Below are 14,346 nucleotides of genomic sequence, written 5' to 3' on the forward strand. Positions count from 1 at the left end.
GCTATACGGATGCGGATTCGGGGTCAGGCCGGGCGGACCATGCGGGCTCGTTGGGTGTGGATCTGACGTGCAATAAATGAAACTTCTCCGTCGCCATGCGCACAGACAGGCAGTGCATAGTGCCTGACGGGGCTGTATTACAGTGGACTCTAGTCAAGATACTAACGCCAACGGGTACATCGCTTCGCGTCACACGGCCTTACGCCGGCGGGAAACTTGCCGACGGCTGTGCTGAAAGGATCCCCGCAATGCCAGTGTCGGTCGCAGTTGCCGCCGTGACGTTTGACCGTCCCCAAGAGCTCGCCGTCCTGCTGAAAGCCATCAATGGGCAGACGGCCCCCGTGTCCACAATCTGCCTCGTTGACAGCGGCACAGCGCCGGCGAAGGACGTCGCCGACCAGCATGCGAATGTGGACTACATCCGTTCGGAAGCCAATCTCGGAGGTGCCGGCGGTTTCTCCCTTGCCGCGCTCAAGGCCGTGGCCAGCGGCGCCGACTGGGTCTGGATGATGGACGACGACGCCGAGCCGGCGGATGCCGAGTGCCTGGCCACGCTGATCCGGGAAGCGGAGGCACGCGACCTGGAGGCTGTGGTGCCCCTGGTGGTGGCTCCGGGGCATCCCGACCAGCTCTCCTTCTTCTTCCGGCTGGACGGCAAGGTCTCCCACGACCGGGCCGCACTGGAAAAAGTCGGGTTCCTGCCGAACGACGGCCATTTCTTCAACGGTGCGCTCATCCGCTCCGATGTCTTCTTCAAGGTGGGCCTGCCGGACATGCGCCTCTTCATCCGCGGCGACGAGGTGGACTTCACCATCCGGCTGCGCAAGGCAGGCATCCGGTTCGGCACCGTCACCACGGCTGCGATCATGCACCCGCACGCGTTTTCCGAAACGAAGCACGTCTTCGGCGCCCGCTGGCACGTCATCGTTCCGGAGGGCGCCTTCAAGCGCTACTACTACTACCGCAACCGCGGCTACCTGATCCGCCGCCATTTCCGTGTGAAGTCCCTGGTGGCCGATGTGGGCGGGTACCTCGGCTATTTCCTCCGCCGGGGCGATCTCCGCGGGCTCGCGGACTGGTTCCGGGCGTTCTCCACGGGGCTCCGCGGCAAGGGCTTTGGCCCGCTGAAGGACCAGAAGTTCTAACGCACGGGGCCGGGCATCCTGTTTTGCCCGGCCCCGCAGCCGGGTTCCGTCAGCCCTGATCTGTCAGCCGTGGCCGCGCAGCCGGCGCCGCAGCAGCAGTCCCAGCAGGACCCACGGCTCACCGAACACCCGGTAGGCTACGCGGCGCGGGTGCAGCAGCAGCCGCCAGGCCCACTCCAGGCCCAGCCGGCCAAGCCAGCGTGGTGCCAGCTTCTGGATGCCGGCGATCTGCTCGATGGCTCCCCCGACGGCACAATAGACCGCGGGCGGCAGCGACGGCAGGCGGCGCCACAGCACCTCTTCCTGCAGGGGCATGCCGAGGCCGATCAGGACCAGCTGCGGCTGTACTTCCGCCAGCCATGCGGCGGCCTTCTCCTCCAAATCCGGATCCCAGCCCTCCCCCGGCATTCCGGAGACAGCAGCGCCCGGCACGATGCCCTGCAGCTTCTCCACGGCCTTGGCGTTGGCCGTCGCCCCGGCCCCAAGGACGGCGATGCGGTGGAGGCCGTCCAATCGGCCCAGCGCGGGAATCCAGTCCGTTGAACCAAGACGGTAGTCCATGACGGGCCGTGTGTCCCGGCCCGTCTTTGCCCGGCCCCTCCCCCACAGCCAGAGGACGGGCGCACCGTCGAGAAGGACAACGTCGCTGTTCTCGTAGAACTTCCTGAACTCGGGTTCGGAGTGGAAAAGCGTCACGCTGTGGAGATTGTGTCCGACGACGGTCCTGGTACTGCCGTCAGCCACGAATCCGTTGAGGACTGCGGTGAGTCCGTCGACGTCCAAGGGCGTGGCATCCACTCCGAGGAACGGTACCGGTTGCCTCTGCAGCGTCATTCGGCGCTTGCGGGCTTTTCGCCGGCGTCGGGCTGCGCAGAAGCATCCGCAGCGGCGGCCTCGGCGTCGTCTTGGGAAACCTCGGCGTCATCCGCCGCGTTGCCGTTGATGTCGAGAACTCCGGGAACCACCCCGCGCAGCCGCTCGATGCTGATGGCCCCCTCACGGACCACACGCAGGGGCAACGATGTGGCATCCACGATGGTGGACGGCCGTGCGTCGGTTCCCTCGACCGGCCGGAAGCCGCCTTCAAGGTAGACCTCCACGGACTCCGCGAGCTGGGACTGCGCTTCGTAGGCTGTCTGCGCCGGAGCCTGGCCCGTCCTGTTTGCCGAGGACACGGCGAGGGGGCCGGTAACGGTCAGCAGGTCGATGGCCACCTCATCGTCCGGAATGCGAAGGGCGACCGTGCCCTTCGTCTCGCCCAGGTCCCAGTCGAGGGACGGCTGGGCGTGGAAGATGAGAGTCAGCCCGCCGGGCCAGAAGGCCTCGGCAAGGTCGCGGGCATCCGGGTAGACATCGGTGGCCAGACCGTCGAGCGCATTGAGGCGCGGAATCAGGACGGGCGGCGGCATGTTCCGGCCGCGGCCCTTGGAGACCAGCAGCATGGTGACGGCCTGCGGGGAAAAGGCATCGGCAGCGATTCCGTAGACGGTGTCCGTGGGAAGGACAACGCACTTCTTCTCCAGGATCGCCCGCCGCGCGTGGGCGATTCCGGCGGTGCGCTCGTCGTCGGCCGTGCAGTTGTACGTAGTGGTCACTGCCTCATTCTTTCATTACTCCGCGGGCTGGAAAGCAAGGACGGCGCTGGTGGCGCGTTCCTTGCCGTTAAGGTCAAAATGCGTGGTGACGTCGGTCCAGAGCCCCGTCCGCTTCAGCATCGCCGATATCCAGCCGGCCTGGACTTCGGCGTGTTCCATCACGAAGTAGCCGCCGGGAACCAGAAGCCGTGCCGCCGAGGCGGCGGCCGCCGTCGGCAGTTCCATGCCGTCCGCTCCGCCGCCGTAGAGCGCTTCCGGAGGGTCGTGGAGCGCCACTTCCGGTTCATTGGGGATGGCTTCGGCGGGGATGTACGGCGGGTTGGACACCACGACGTCGAACGTCCCGTTCTGTTCCGGCATCGCGTTCCGCAGGTCCCCCAGCAGCAGGGTGACCCCCAGCGGCCGGAGATTCTTTGCCGCCCAGGCGTGCGCGAATTCACTGAACTCGACCGCGTACACCTCGGCCTCGGGCACCTCGTGCGCGATTGATCCGGCGATGGCACCGGAGCCGGTGCCAAGATCCACCACTTTGGGACGGACCACGCCGGCACGTTCCAGTGCCTGCAGCCGGTCAATGACCAGCTGCACCACGGACTCCGTTTCCGGGCGGGGAATGAAGACGCCGGGCCCAACCGCGAGCTGGAGGTAGCGGAAGTGCGCCACGCCGGTGATGTGCTGGAGCGGAATCCGGGTGGCGCGTTCGGCAACGAGTTCGGCGTAGCCTGCCGGGGCCGGCGCATCTCCGAGCATCATGGCCCGGAGCCGGCCCAGGCCCACGCCCAGCAAATGGTCGGCCAGCAACTCGGCGTCCACCCGGGGGCTGGGCACGCCAGCCTCGGTCAGGCGCTCGGTCGCCTCGCGGACCGCAGCAGCCAGGGACTGGGCAGCCTGCTCCGAAGTGTGCTCGGACGTCATGTGATCCTTGGGCGCCTAGTCGCCGATGGCGTCCAGGCGCGCCTGCTCGTCCATCTCGATGGCCGACTGGATGACCGGCTCGAGGTCACCGTTCATGACCTGGTCAAGGTTGTAGGCCTTGTAGCCGGTGCGGTGGTCGGCGATCCGGTTTTCCGGGTAGTTGTACGTGCGGATCCGCTCGGACCGGTCCATGGTGCGGATCTGGGACTTCCGCTGCTCGGAGTTGGCGGCGTCGATCTGCTCCTGCTGGTGCGCCAGGATGCGGGCACGGAGGACGCGCATGCCGGCTTCACGGTTCTGCAGCTGGGACTTCTCGTTCTGCATGGCCACCACGATTCCGGTGGGGAGGTGCGTGATGCGGACGGCGGAGTCGGTGGTGTTGACGGACTGGCCGCCGGGACCGGAGGACCGGTAGACGTCGATCTTCAGGTCGTTCTGGTTGATCTCGAGCTCTTCGGGCTCATCCACCTCGGGCAGGACCAGGACGCCCGCGGCCGACGTGTGGATGCGGCCCTGGGACTCCGTCACCGGCACACGCTGGACCCGGTGCACGCCGCCCTCGAACTTGAGCCGTGCGTACACCCCTTCGGCGGGATCGTTGGAGCTTCCCTTGACGGCCACCTGGACGTCCTTGTAGCCGCCGAGGTCGGATTCGGTGGAGGAGATGATCTCGGTCTTCCAGCCCCGTGACTCGGCGTAGCGGGTGTACATGCGCAGCAGGTCGCCGGCGAAGAGGGCAGCCTCGTCGCCGCCTTCGCCGCCCTTGACCTCAAGGATCACGTTGCGTGCATCGTCCGGGTCGCGGGGAATCAGCAGCCGGCGAAGCCGCGCCGCCGCGGTCTCCAGGGCTTCCTCCAGTTCAGGCACCTCGGCAGCAAAGTCAGGGTCCTCGGCAGCCATCTCCTTGGCAGCCGCGAGGTCATCCCGGAGAGCCTCCCATTTGTGGTAGGCGTCCACGATGCCATTCAACTGGGCAGACCGCCGCCCCAGCTTCCGCGCCAGCTTCTGGTCAGCATAAACAGCCGGATCCCCCAGCTGCGCCTGAATAGCATCATGCTCATCCAACAGGCCCTGTACGGACTCAAACATTTTCAAAACCTCTTTCGACTTGTAACCAAGTCTAGTGATGGACCGCAGGTGGCGAGTTAACGACGAAGCCGCACGGATTTTGCCGCCCCGGGAGCAGTCGATGACTCCCAACCTTCGCAAGCTCAGGTCGGGGCCCTCGTCATCTCCCTTGCGGGCCTGCCGGAGCTGGGAGGCCCGCGATCGAAGATCGCAAGCCTCCCAGCGTAGGGGCGGGGGCGGAAAATCCGTGCGGCGCCAGCGCGCGGAACCGCCAGAAACCAGCGGTTACGCGACGCTACTTGTCGTTATCCGACTTCGCACCAAGCGTCGTCTTCTGAACCTGCATGAGGAACTCGACGTTGCTCTGGGTCTCGCGGATCTTGTTGGTCAGGAGTTCCAGGCTCTGCTGGGTCTCAAGGCCGGAGAGGACGCGGCGCAGCTTCCACATGATCTTGACCTCTTCGGCCGAGAGCAGGTTTTCTTCGCGGCGCGTGCCGGAGGCGTTGACGTCCACGGCGGGGAAGATGCGCTTGTCCGCCAGCTGGCGGGACAGGCGCAGTTCCATGTTGCCGGTGCCCTTGAACTCTTCGAAGATGACCTCGTCCATCTTGGATCCGGTCTCCACGAGGGCCGTCGCCAGGATGGTCAGCGAGCCACCGTTTTCGATGTTGCGGGCAGCACCGAAGAACCGCTTGGGCGGGTACAGTGCTGCGGAGTCCACACCACCGGACAGGATGCGGCCGGAGGCCGGCGCTGCCAGGTTGTAGGCGCGGCCCAGACGGGTCATGGAGTCCAGCAGCACCACGACGTCCATGCCCATTTCCACGAGGCGCTTGGCGCGTTCGATGGAGAGCTCGGCCACGGTGGTGTGGTCGTCGGCAGGACGGTCGAAGGTGGAGGCAATGACCTCGCCCTTGACGGTGCGCTGCATGTCCGTGACTTCTTCGGGACGTTCGTCCACCAGCACCATCATGAGGTGGACCTCAGGGTTGTTGGTGGTGATCGCGTTGGCGATGGACTGCAGGATGAGCGTCTTGCCGGCCTTGGGCGGGGAGACGATCAGGCCACGCTGGCCCTTGCCGATCGGGGCAACCAGGTCGATGACGCGGGGGCCGATCTTCTTGGGGTCGGTCTCGAGGCGCAGGCGCTCGGACGGGTACAGCGGGACCAGCTTGGCGAACTCCACGCGGTCCTTGAGGTCCTCGGCGGTCTTGCCGTTCACAGAGGTGACGCGGACCAGCGCGTTGAACTTCTGGCGGGCGGACTGCTGGCCGCGGTCTTCGCCGTCGCGCGGTGCGCGGATGGCGCCAACGACGGCGTCGCCCTTGCGCAGGTTGTACTTCTTGACCTGGGCCAGGGAAACGTACACGTCGTTCGGGCCCGGGAGGTAACCGGAGGTGCGGATGAACGCGTAGTTTTCGAGGACATCCAGGATGCCGGCCACCGGCAGCAGCACGTCGTCGTCAGTGACCTCGACGTCGTCGACGTCCGGTCCCTGGGCGCGTCCCCGACGGCGGTCGTTGCGGTCGCGGAAGCGGTCGTTGCGCGAGTTGTCGCGGCTGTCCGAGCGCTCGTTGCGGTCGTTCCGGTCGCGGCGGTTCCGCCGGTTGCGGCGGCTGCCGCCGTCGTCGTCGGCGTCGCGGGTGTCGTCGCGGCGGTTATCGTCACGGCGGGTGTCGCGTCCGCCAGCTTCGCCGGCGTCACGGCCACCGCGGCCGCGGGCATCCCGGCGTTCGCGCTGTCCGGCTTCGCCTTCGGGTGCCTGCTCGCGGGCCTCGGCACCGCGTGCTTCAGTACCGCGTGCCTCGGCACCGCGGGCCTCAACGCCACGGGTTTCCGCACCGCGGGTTTCCGTACCGCGGGCCTCGGGGGCCGCTTCGGCCGGAGCAGCGGGTGCCTCGGCCGGAGCGGCTGCGGCTGCTTCGCCACGGCGGCGGTTGCGGGTGCGGGGCTGGCGGCGTTCTGCGCCTTCTGCCTCGGTGGAAGCTGCGCCCTCGGCGGCCGGAGCGGCGGCGGGCGCCTCGGCAGCGGCCGGTGCTGCCGCGGCCGGAGCCTCAGCGGCGGCCGTTTCCGCCGCGGAAGCTGCAACGATGCCGTCGCTTACTGCCCGGCGGCTGCGGCCGCGGCCACGTGCACGGGTTTCCTGCGCCGGAGCCTCGGCTGCTTCAGCGGCCGGGGCTGCGGCGGTTTCGGCGGCGGGGGCGGCGGGGATGGTTGCGGCAGCCTTGGCGGCCGTCCGTGCCGGTGCCTTGGTGACGGTGGCGGACGTGCCTGCACGGTGCGCGGAAATGGCCGTCACCAGGTCGCCCTTACGCATGCGGGATCCGCCGGAGATACCCAGCTGGCTGGCAAGAGCCTGCAACTGGGCGAGCTTCAGGCCGGCAAGGCCGCTGCTCTTGGCGGGCGCTTCCGTCAACGATCCGGAAGCAGAAGATGGTGTTTCCACAGCTGGCGACAGCTCAGTGGTTTCGGTCACGAAGGATCCTTCCCCCTCGACGGCGTCCAGACTGTGAGCTGGACGCGATGATTGGATCTGGGCTGCAGTTCAGATCTGCAGCCGGGATGTCGGCCTTGCCGGTTGGAGTTCGGCCAGCAGGGCCGGATACTGATCACCTTCAAACGCTCCGCATAACTGGCGGGGCGGCGGACTGGCGGTTCAGGGAACAGATACACATCTGTAGGTTCCTGGCCAGGCCAAGCAGGCGGCACCGGAAAATATTGCGCAATAAGAGATCGAAGCAGCAGCAGCAGATCGAAGCAGATTCTGACCCGATGGCCGTTTAAGGCCATTCTCGGAGTCGTGGACTGCACGGTCTCTTGGCTGCAGGGCCCTCTCGACTGCAGAGTCGCCGTCGGGCTGCATCAATGAACGATATGGCGATTCAGTGAATGCGGTGGTGACTGCGGAGACTGCATGCGGTGTTACCGCCGGTGCACTCCCACTTTAGCACCTTCGACGTCGACTGCCAGCTTCATCACACGCCAGTTGATGTCCGGCGTGTTTGCCCCCGAAAACGCGGCAATGAATTCCAGAACGGTGGCGGCCTCTGCCTCGCCGTTGGCCAGGACCAGAACCGTGGGTCCGGCTCCGGACACAACGGCGGCGTGGCCGGCGCCGCGGAGCGCCTTGATCAGGCCGGCGCTGGGCCGCATCGCCTCCGCGCGGTAGCTCTGGTGCAGGAAGTCCTCCGTGCCGGCCAGCAGGAATTCAGGCTTCTGGGTGAGCGCATGGATCAGAAGCGCAGCCCGGCCGGAGTTCATCGCGGCCGCGTGGTGACCGATGGACGCGGGGAGCAAGGCGCGCGCGGCCTCGGTAGAGAGCTCGTAGTCCGGAACTGCCACGATGGGGATGACGGCCGCGTCGACGGTGGCGCAGGTGCTGCTGTACTGGTCACTGTCCTGCCACGACAGCGCCAGTCCGCCGTAGATCGCGGGAGCGACGTTGTCCGGGTGGCCTTCCAGTTCGCTGGTCAGCTGCAGGATCCAGTTCCGGTCCTGCTGCTCCCCCGCGGGCAGCAGCGCGTTGGCCGCCGTCACGGCTGCCACGACCGCCGACGCCGACGAACCCAGGCCACGGCCGTGCGGATTAACGTTTTCGGCGGTGATCTTCAGGCCGGTGTGACGGTAGCCCACCCGTCCGAAGGCGGCATTCATCGCCCGGACCACCAGGTGGCTGGCGTCGCGCGGAAGGGAATCGGCACCCTCGCCGCTGAGTTCGAAGACCAGCTCGTCGCTGTCCAGGCTCTCCACGGTGAGGGTGTCGTGCAGCGTGAGTGCCAGCCCGAGGCTGTCATAGCCGGGGCCAAGATTGGCGCTGGTGGCCGGAACCCGGACCGTCACCAGCTGCCCGGCCTGGATGGCGGGCAGCTGGGCGGTCTGCGGCAGCATGGTTTCCACTGTTATTTGTCTTCCAGTCCCAGTTCTGCAGCAACGGTCACGACGTCGTTGGGCACCTTGACGGGCTGGACATCGCTGCCGTCCTCGGTCCTGAGGGCCCACTGGGGGTCCTTGAGGCCGTGGCCGGTGACGGTGATGGCGATGGTCTTGCCGGACGGCACCTCGCCTGCGGCGTGCTTCTTGAGCAGGCCCGCGACGCCGGCGGCCGAGCCGGGCTCCACGAAGACGCCTTCGCGGGAGGACAGCCAGCGGTGGGCGGCCAGGATTTCCTCGTCAGTGACGGAATCGATGAATCCGCCGGACTCGTCACGGGCGGCGATGGCGCCGTCCCAGGAGGCCGGGTTGCCGATCCGGATGGCGGTGGCGATGGTGTCCGGTTCCGTGATGGGGTGGCCGGCCACGAACGGCGCGGCGCCGGCGGCCTGGAAGCCCCACATGGCGGGGGTCTTGGTGGCGACGGGTGCAAGCGTTCCGGCGGTCTCGGACTCGAACGGGGCGGAGTACTCCTTGTAGCCCTTCCAGTAGGCCGTGATGTTTCCGGCGTTGCCGACCGGCAGCACGTGGATGTCCGGGGCGTCGCCCAGGGCGTCGACGATCTCGAAGGCGCCCGTCTTCTGGCCCTGGATGCGGGCCGGGTTCACGGAGTTGACCAGGAAGACAGGGTAGGACTCGCCCAGCTTGCGGGCGATGTCCAGGCAGTTGTCGAAGTTGCCGTCAACCTGCAGGAGCGTGGCACCGTGCGCGATGGCCTGGCTCAGCTTGCCCATGGAGATCTTGCCTTCGGGCACCAGCACGGCACAGGTCAGGCCGGCGGCGGTGGCGTACGCGGCAGCGGAGGCGGACGTGTTTCCGGTGGAGGCGCACACAACGGCCTTGGCCCCGGCCTCCACGGCCGCGGTCATGGCCATGGTCATGCCGCGGTCCTTGAAGGAACCGGTCGGGTTCATGCCCTCGACCTTGAGGTAGACGTCAGAGCCGGTCAGCTCGGAGAGCTTCTGGGCGTAGACCAGGGGCGTGCCGCCCTCGCCGAGGGTGATGACCCTGGTGGCCGCCGTTACGGGCAGACGGTCAGCGTATTCGCGGATGACACCGCGCCATTGGTGAGCCACTTAAGCTCCTTCTACCCGAAGTACGGATGTAACGGAATTGATCACGTCAAGGCCCTTCACGGCTTCGACGGTCGCTGCCAGTGCAGCTTCGCTTGCGCGGTGGGTGACGATCCGCAGCTCGGCCGATTCCACGTTGGAGTCGGCATCGCGGTGGATGGTCTGGCGCATGATTTCGATGGAGACGCCGTGCTCCGCGAAGAGCTGGGCAATCTTGGCCAGCACGCCGGGCTGGTCCGCCACGTCCAGGCCGATGTAGTAGCTGGTGGTCGCGGCGTCGATGGGCAGCGCCGGGACGTGGCCGGTGGTGGACTCGATGCGTCCGGGACCGCCCAGGACGATGCGGCGGGCAGCCGAGACGAGGTCGCCCAGCACGGCTGACGCCGTCGGTGTTCCACCGGCACCCTGGCCGTAGAACATCAGTTCACCGGCGTTCTCCGCCTCGACGAAGACAGCGTTGAAGGCACCGCGGACGGCTGCCAGCGGGTGTTCGCGGGGCAGCAGCGTCGGGTGCACGCGCACGGAAACGCCCTCGCTGCCGTCACCGTTGCCGATTTTCTCGGCGATGGCCAGCAGCTTGATGACAAAGCCGGCCTCCTTCGCGGCGGCGATGTCCGCGGCGCTGACGCGGGTGATTCCCTCGCAGTAGACGTGCTCCAGGTCGAAGCGGGTGTGGAACGACAGGGACGCCAGGATTGCGGCCTTGGCGGCGGCGTCGTGGCCCTCGACGTCGGCTGTAGGGTCAGCTTCGGCGTAGCCGAGCCGCTGGGCCTCGGCGAGTGCGTCGGCGAACTGCGCGCCGGTGGAGTCCATCTGGTCCAGGATGAAGTTGGTGGTGCCGTTGACGATGCCCAGCACACGGGTGATGCGGTCGCCGGACAGGCTGTCGCGGATGGGGCGCAGGATGGGGATGGCGCCTGCCACGGCGGCTTCGTAGGACAGCTCGACGCCGGCCTTGTCCGCCTCTTCGTAGAGCGCAGGACCGTCGGCCGCCAGCAGGGCCTTGTTGCCCGTGACCACACTGGCGCCGTTCTGGATGGCTGACAGGATCAGCGACCGGGCGGGCTCGATGCCGCCCATCAGCTCGATCACGAGGTCGGCGTCCTTGACCAGCGTTTCAGCGTCGGTGGTGAACAGCTCGCGCGGGAGGTCCACCTCGCGCTCGGCATCGAGGTTCCGCACCGCGATGCCGGCCAGTTCCAGGCGGGCGCCGGTGCGCGGCGCCAGGGTGCCGGCGTCGTCGATCAGAATCCGCGCCACCTGAGCCCCGACGTTGCCACAGCCCAGCAGGGCCACTTTCAGGGTTCGCAATTCGGTCATTCAGGCTCCCATGTCGCGGTTCAGCAGATCTTCTTCGGTTTCCCCGCGGACAATGAGCCGGGGAGATCCGTCGCGCACAGCGACAACGCCCGGCCGGGCCAGATAGTTGTAGTTGCTTGACAGGGCCCAGCAGTAGGCGCCGGTCCCCGGTACAGCGAGCAGATCACCGGCTGCCACGTCCTCGGGCAGATATACATCTCTAACAACTATGTCGCCGCTCTCGCAATGTTTGCCCACTACGCGGGACAGCTGCGGGGCCGCTGCGGAAGTCCTCGACGCGAGAATGGCCGAATAATCCGCGTCATACAGCACCGGACGGGCGTTGTCGCTCATGCCGCCGTCCACTGACACATAGCGGCGCGGGTGCGTAACGTTTTTTTCGGCGGATTCGCCGGAGCCGGCGGCCGGGGCGTCCACCCGGACGGTTTTCAGGGTGCCCACCTCGTACAGCGTGAAGGTGCTGCTGCCCACGATGGCACGGCCCGGCTCGATGGAAATCCGGGGTGCTGTAATCCCCAGTTCGGCGCATTTGGAACGCACGACGGCGGCCATCGCCTTCGCGATGTCGGCGGCCGGGCGGGGCGTATCCACCGGCGTGTAGGCGATGCCGTAGCCGCCGCCGAGGTCAAGTTCGGGCAGGGTGATGGAATATTTGGCCTGCACAGCCGCCAGGAAGGAAAGGAGCTTCTCGGCGGCCAGCGCAAAGCCGTCCGGCTCAAAGATCTGCGAACCGATGTGGCAGTGCAGGCCCAGCAGCTCCACGCTGGCGTAGGACGTTGCCGCGGCGACGGCTTCCTCGGCAGCGGACAGGCCCGCCTCAGCAGTGGAATCCTCCGCCATGGAGAGGCCGAATTTCTGGTCCTCGTGGGCGGTGGCGATGAACTCGTGGGTGTGGGCGTGCACACCGGGCGTCAGCCGCAGCATGACCTTGGCGGTCTCCCCGCGGCCGGCGGCGATCTTGGCCACGCGCTCCAGCTCGTCCAGGCTGTCCACCACGATGCGGCCGAGGTTCATGTCCAGCGCCCGGTTGATCTCGGCGTCGGACTTGTTGTTGCCGTGCAGGGACAGGTTGGCACCGTCGATGCCGGCACGGGCTGCGACGGCAAGTTCACCGCCGGAACACGTATCCAGCCGCAGGCCCTCGTCGGCTACCCACGCCGCGACGGCGGTGCACAGGAAGGACTTGCCGGCGTAGTAGACGTCCACTCCCCCGCAGATGTCGGCGAAGGCGTCGTCGAACGCATCCTTGAAGGCACGGGCGCGGGCACGGAAGTCCGATTCGCTCATGACGAAAAGCGGCGTGCCGAACTGCTCCTTGAGGGCGCTGACCGGGATCCCGTCAACGGCAAGTTCGCCGCCGGCGTTCCGCTCCACTCCGCCGGCCCATACCGGGGTGTGCAGGGCATTGAGGTCCGCGGGGACGCCGAGCCAATCCGGAGCCAGCGGCGAGGCTGGGCTGGTGGATTCCTGCAATCCGATCACATCCGTTCCGGCGCCGAAACGCCCAGCAGTTCGAGTCCGTTGGCGAGCACCTGGCTGGTGGCGTCGTTGAGCCACAGCCTGGTGCGGTTGGTGTCCGTGACGGGTTCGTCGCCCATGGGCGCCACCCGGCAGGCGTCATACCAGCGGTGGTAGGCACCGGCGATGACCTCGAGGTGCCGTGCCACGCGGTGCGGCTCGCGGAGTTCCGCCGCTTTGGCCACGATGGAGGGGTAGCTGCCCAGGTAGGAGAGCAGTTCGTTCTCCGTGGCGTGGTCCAGCAGGGAGGCGTCGAAGGCGCTCCGGTCCACCCCGGCAGCCACGGCGTTGCGGGCGGTGCCGCACGAGCGGGCGTGCGCGTACTGCACGTAGAACACGGGGTTCTCGTTGGAGTGCTTCTTGAGCAGCTCGGGGTCCAGCGTGAGCGGGGAATCGGCCGGGAAGCGTGCCAGCGAATAGCGGACCGCGTCCGTTCCCAGCCAGGAGATCAGGTCCTTGAGCTCAATGATGTTGCCTGCGCGCTTGGAGAGCTTGGCGCCGTTGACGGACACCAGCTGGCCAATCAGGACCTCAATGTTGACCTCGGGGTCGTCCCCGGCCGCGGCGGCAATGGCCTTGAGCCGGTTGATGTAGCCGTGGTGGTCGGCTCCCAGGAGGTAGATCTTTTCCGTGTAGCCGCGGTCCTTCTTGGACAGGTAGTAAGCGGCGTCGGCGGCGAAGTAGGTCGGTTCGCCGTTCGCGCGGATCATGACGCGGTCCTTGTCATCACCGAAGTCGGTGGTGCGCAGCCAGACGGCACCGCCGTCGTCGAAAACGTGGCCCTGCTCGCGAAGGCGGGCAACGGCACTTTCGATGGCGCCGGCGTCGTGAAGCTCCTGCTCGGAGAAGAACACGTCGAAGGAGACCCCGAAGTCCGCCAGGGTGTCCTTGATGTCCTTGAGCTGCGCCTCGTAGGCCGCGGCCCGGATAACGGGCAGTGCCGCAGCATCCGTCAGTTCGCGGATGTCCGGGTGCCGGGTCAGGACCTCATGGCCGAGATCGCGGATGTATTCTCCCGGGTAGCCGCCCTCAGGCACGTCGCGGCCGTGCAGGCGCGACAACACCGAGTTGGCGAACACATTCATCTGGGAGCCGGCGTCGTTGATGTAATACTCGGCGGTGACGTCGGCACCCGAGGCGCGAAGCACCCTGGCGATCGAGTCGCCCAGGGCCGCCCAGCGGGTGTGGCCGATATGCAGCGGGCCGGTGGGGTTGGCGGAAACAAACTCCATGTTCACGGTGTGGCCGGCGAGCGCGGCGTTGGTGCCGTATTCCCTGCCTGCTTCAACGATGACCTTGGCCAGCGCTCCGGCGGTGGCAGCGTCAACTGTGATGTTCAGGAAGCCGGGACCGGCGATTTCCACACCATCCACGCCGTTGATGTCCTTGAGCCGGGCGCTGAGCAGCGTGGCGAATTCGCGCGGGTTCGTTCCGGCCTTCTTGGCCAGCTGCAGGGCGATGTTGGTGGCCCAGTCGCCGTGCTCCCGGTTCTTCGGACGCTCAACCAGGACGGAGTCCGGTATAGCCGCCTCGGCAAGGGCGATGTCGCCGGCGGCAACGGCGTCTTTCAGGCAGGCGGATATTGCGAGGGAGAGTTCTTCGGGAGTCACACTCCTAGACTAGCGGGGAGCCCGTCGCCGCGCGGAATCCGATGGGCCTGGCACACTCCCCCGGTGTCACAGCAAATAGTAGGGAAATTCACAGGAATTGCCTTTAGCCTTTAGTCACCACCGAAATTGTTGAAACATCAACGCTGAACATGAACACTGAACTCAACGCTGT

The 14,346-nt window shown here is 67.0% G+C and carries 11 protein-coding genes; 1 reads left to right on the forward strand and 10 read right to left on the reverse strand.

Annotated elements, in window-relative coordinates; genetic code table 11:
* Positions 1-248 precede the first annotated feature (248 nt).
* A complete protein-coding gene (locus ARGLB_RS16825) occupies positions 249-1,145 on the forward strand; it encodes a glycosyltransferase (protein ID WP_003804786.1) in 897 nt (298 codons plus the stop codon).
* A gap of 63 nt (positions 1,146-1,208) precedes the next feature.
* On the opposite strand, the gene ARGLB_RS16830 is transcribed toward ARGLB_RS16825, so the two are convergent.
* The 10 genes from ARGLB_RS16830 to argS form a co-directional block, all read right to left on the reverse strand.
* Positions 1,209-1,979 carry a WecB/TagA/CpsF family glycosyltransferase gene (locus ARGLB_RS16830; RefSeq protein ID WP_003804787.1) on the reverse strand — a complete coding sequence of 257 codons (771 nt, stop codon included), beginning with the start codon at positions 1,977-1,979 and terminating at the stop codon, positions 1,209-1,211.
* A complete protein-coding gene (locus tag ARGLB_RS16835) occupies positions 1,976-2,740 on the reverse strand; it encodes an L-threonylcarbamoyladenylate synthase (RefSeq protein ID WP_003804790.1) in 765 nt (254 codons plus the stop codon). The genes ARGLB_RS16830 and ARGLB_RS16835 overlap by 4 nt, the downstream gene beginning before the upstream one ends.
* Before the next feature lie 15 nt (positions 2,741-2,755).
* Entirely contained in the window at positions 2,756-3,655 is a 900-nt protein-coding gene (gene prmC, locus ARGLB_RS16840; RefSeq protein WP_003804792.1) for a peptide chain release factor N(5)-glutamine methyltransferase, read from the reverse strand.
* A gap of 15 nt (positions 3,656-3,670) precedes the next feature.
* Positions 3,671-4,744, reverse strand: a complete 1,074-nt coding sequence (gene prfA, locus ARGLB_RS16845) for a peptide chain release factor 1 (protein ID WP_003804794.1) — start codon at positions 4,742-4,744, stop codon at positions 3,671-3,673.
* Between the two features lie 274 nt (positions 4,745-5,018).
* Positions 5,019-7,199, reverse strand: coding sequence for a transcription termination factor Rho (rho, locus tag ARGLB_RS16850; RefSeq protein ID WP_003804795.1), 2,181 nt, complete (start codon positions 7,197-7,199; stop codon positions 5,019-5,021).
* 446 nt (positions 7,200-7,645) lie between these two features.
* Complete coding sequence (gene thrB, locus ARGLB_RS16855; protein WP_003804796.1) at positions 7,646-8,611, reverse strand: homoserine kinase; 966 nt, start codon at positions 8,609-8,611, stop codon at positions 7,646-7,648.
* A gap of 11 nt (positions 8,612-8,622) precedes the next feature.
* Positions 8,623-9,729, reverse strand: a complete 1,107-nt coding sequence (gene thrC, locus ARGLB_RS16860; RefSeq protein WP_003804798.1) for a threonine synthase — start codon at positions 9,727-9,729, stop codon at positions 8,623-8,625.
* A complete protein-coding gene (locus ARGLB_RS16865) occupies positions 9,730-11,046 on the reverse strand; it encodes a homoserine dehydrogenase (RefSeq protein WP_003804799.1) in 1,317 nt (438 codons plus the stop codon).
* Positions 11,047-12,519: a diaminopimelate decarboxylase gene (gene lysA, locus ARGLB_RS16870; RefSeq protein WP_003804801.1), complete on the reverse strand. Its 1,473-nt coding sequence runs from the start codon at positions 12,517-12,519 to the stop codon at positions 11,047-11,049. It lies immediately after the preceding gene.
* 5 nt (positions 12,520-12,524) lie between these two features.
* Positions 12,525-14,174, reverse strand: a complete 1,650-nt coding sequence (gene argS, locus ARGLB_RS16875) for an arginine--tRNA ligase (protein ID WP_003804802.1) — start codon at positions 14,172-14,174, stop codon at positions 12,525-12,527.
* Between the last annotated feature and the right edge of the window lie 172 nt (positions 14,175-14,346).

The sequence above is a fragment of the Arthrobacter globiformis NBRC 12137 genome, assembly GCF_000238915.1.
GTDB lineage: Bacteria > Actinomycetota > Actinomycetes > Actinomycetales > Micrococcaceae > Arthrobacter > Arthrobacter globiformis.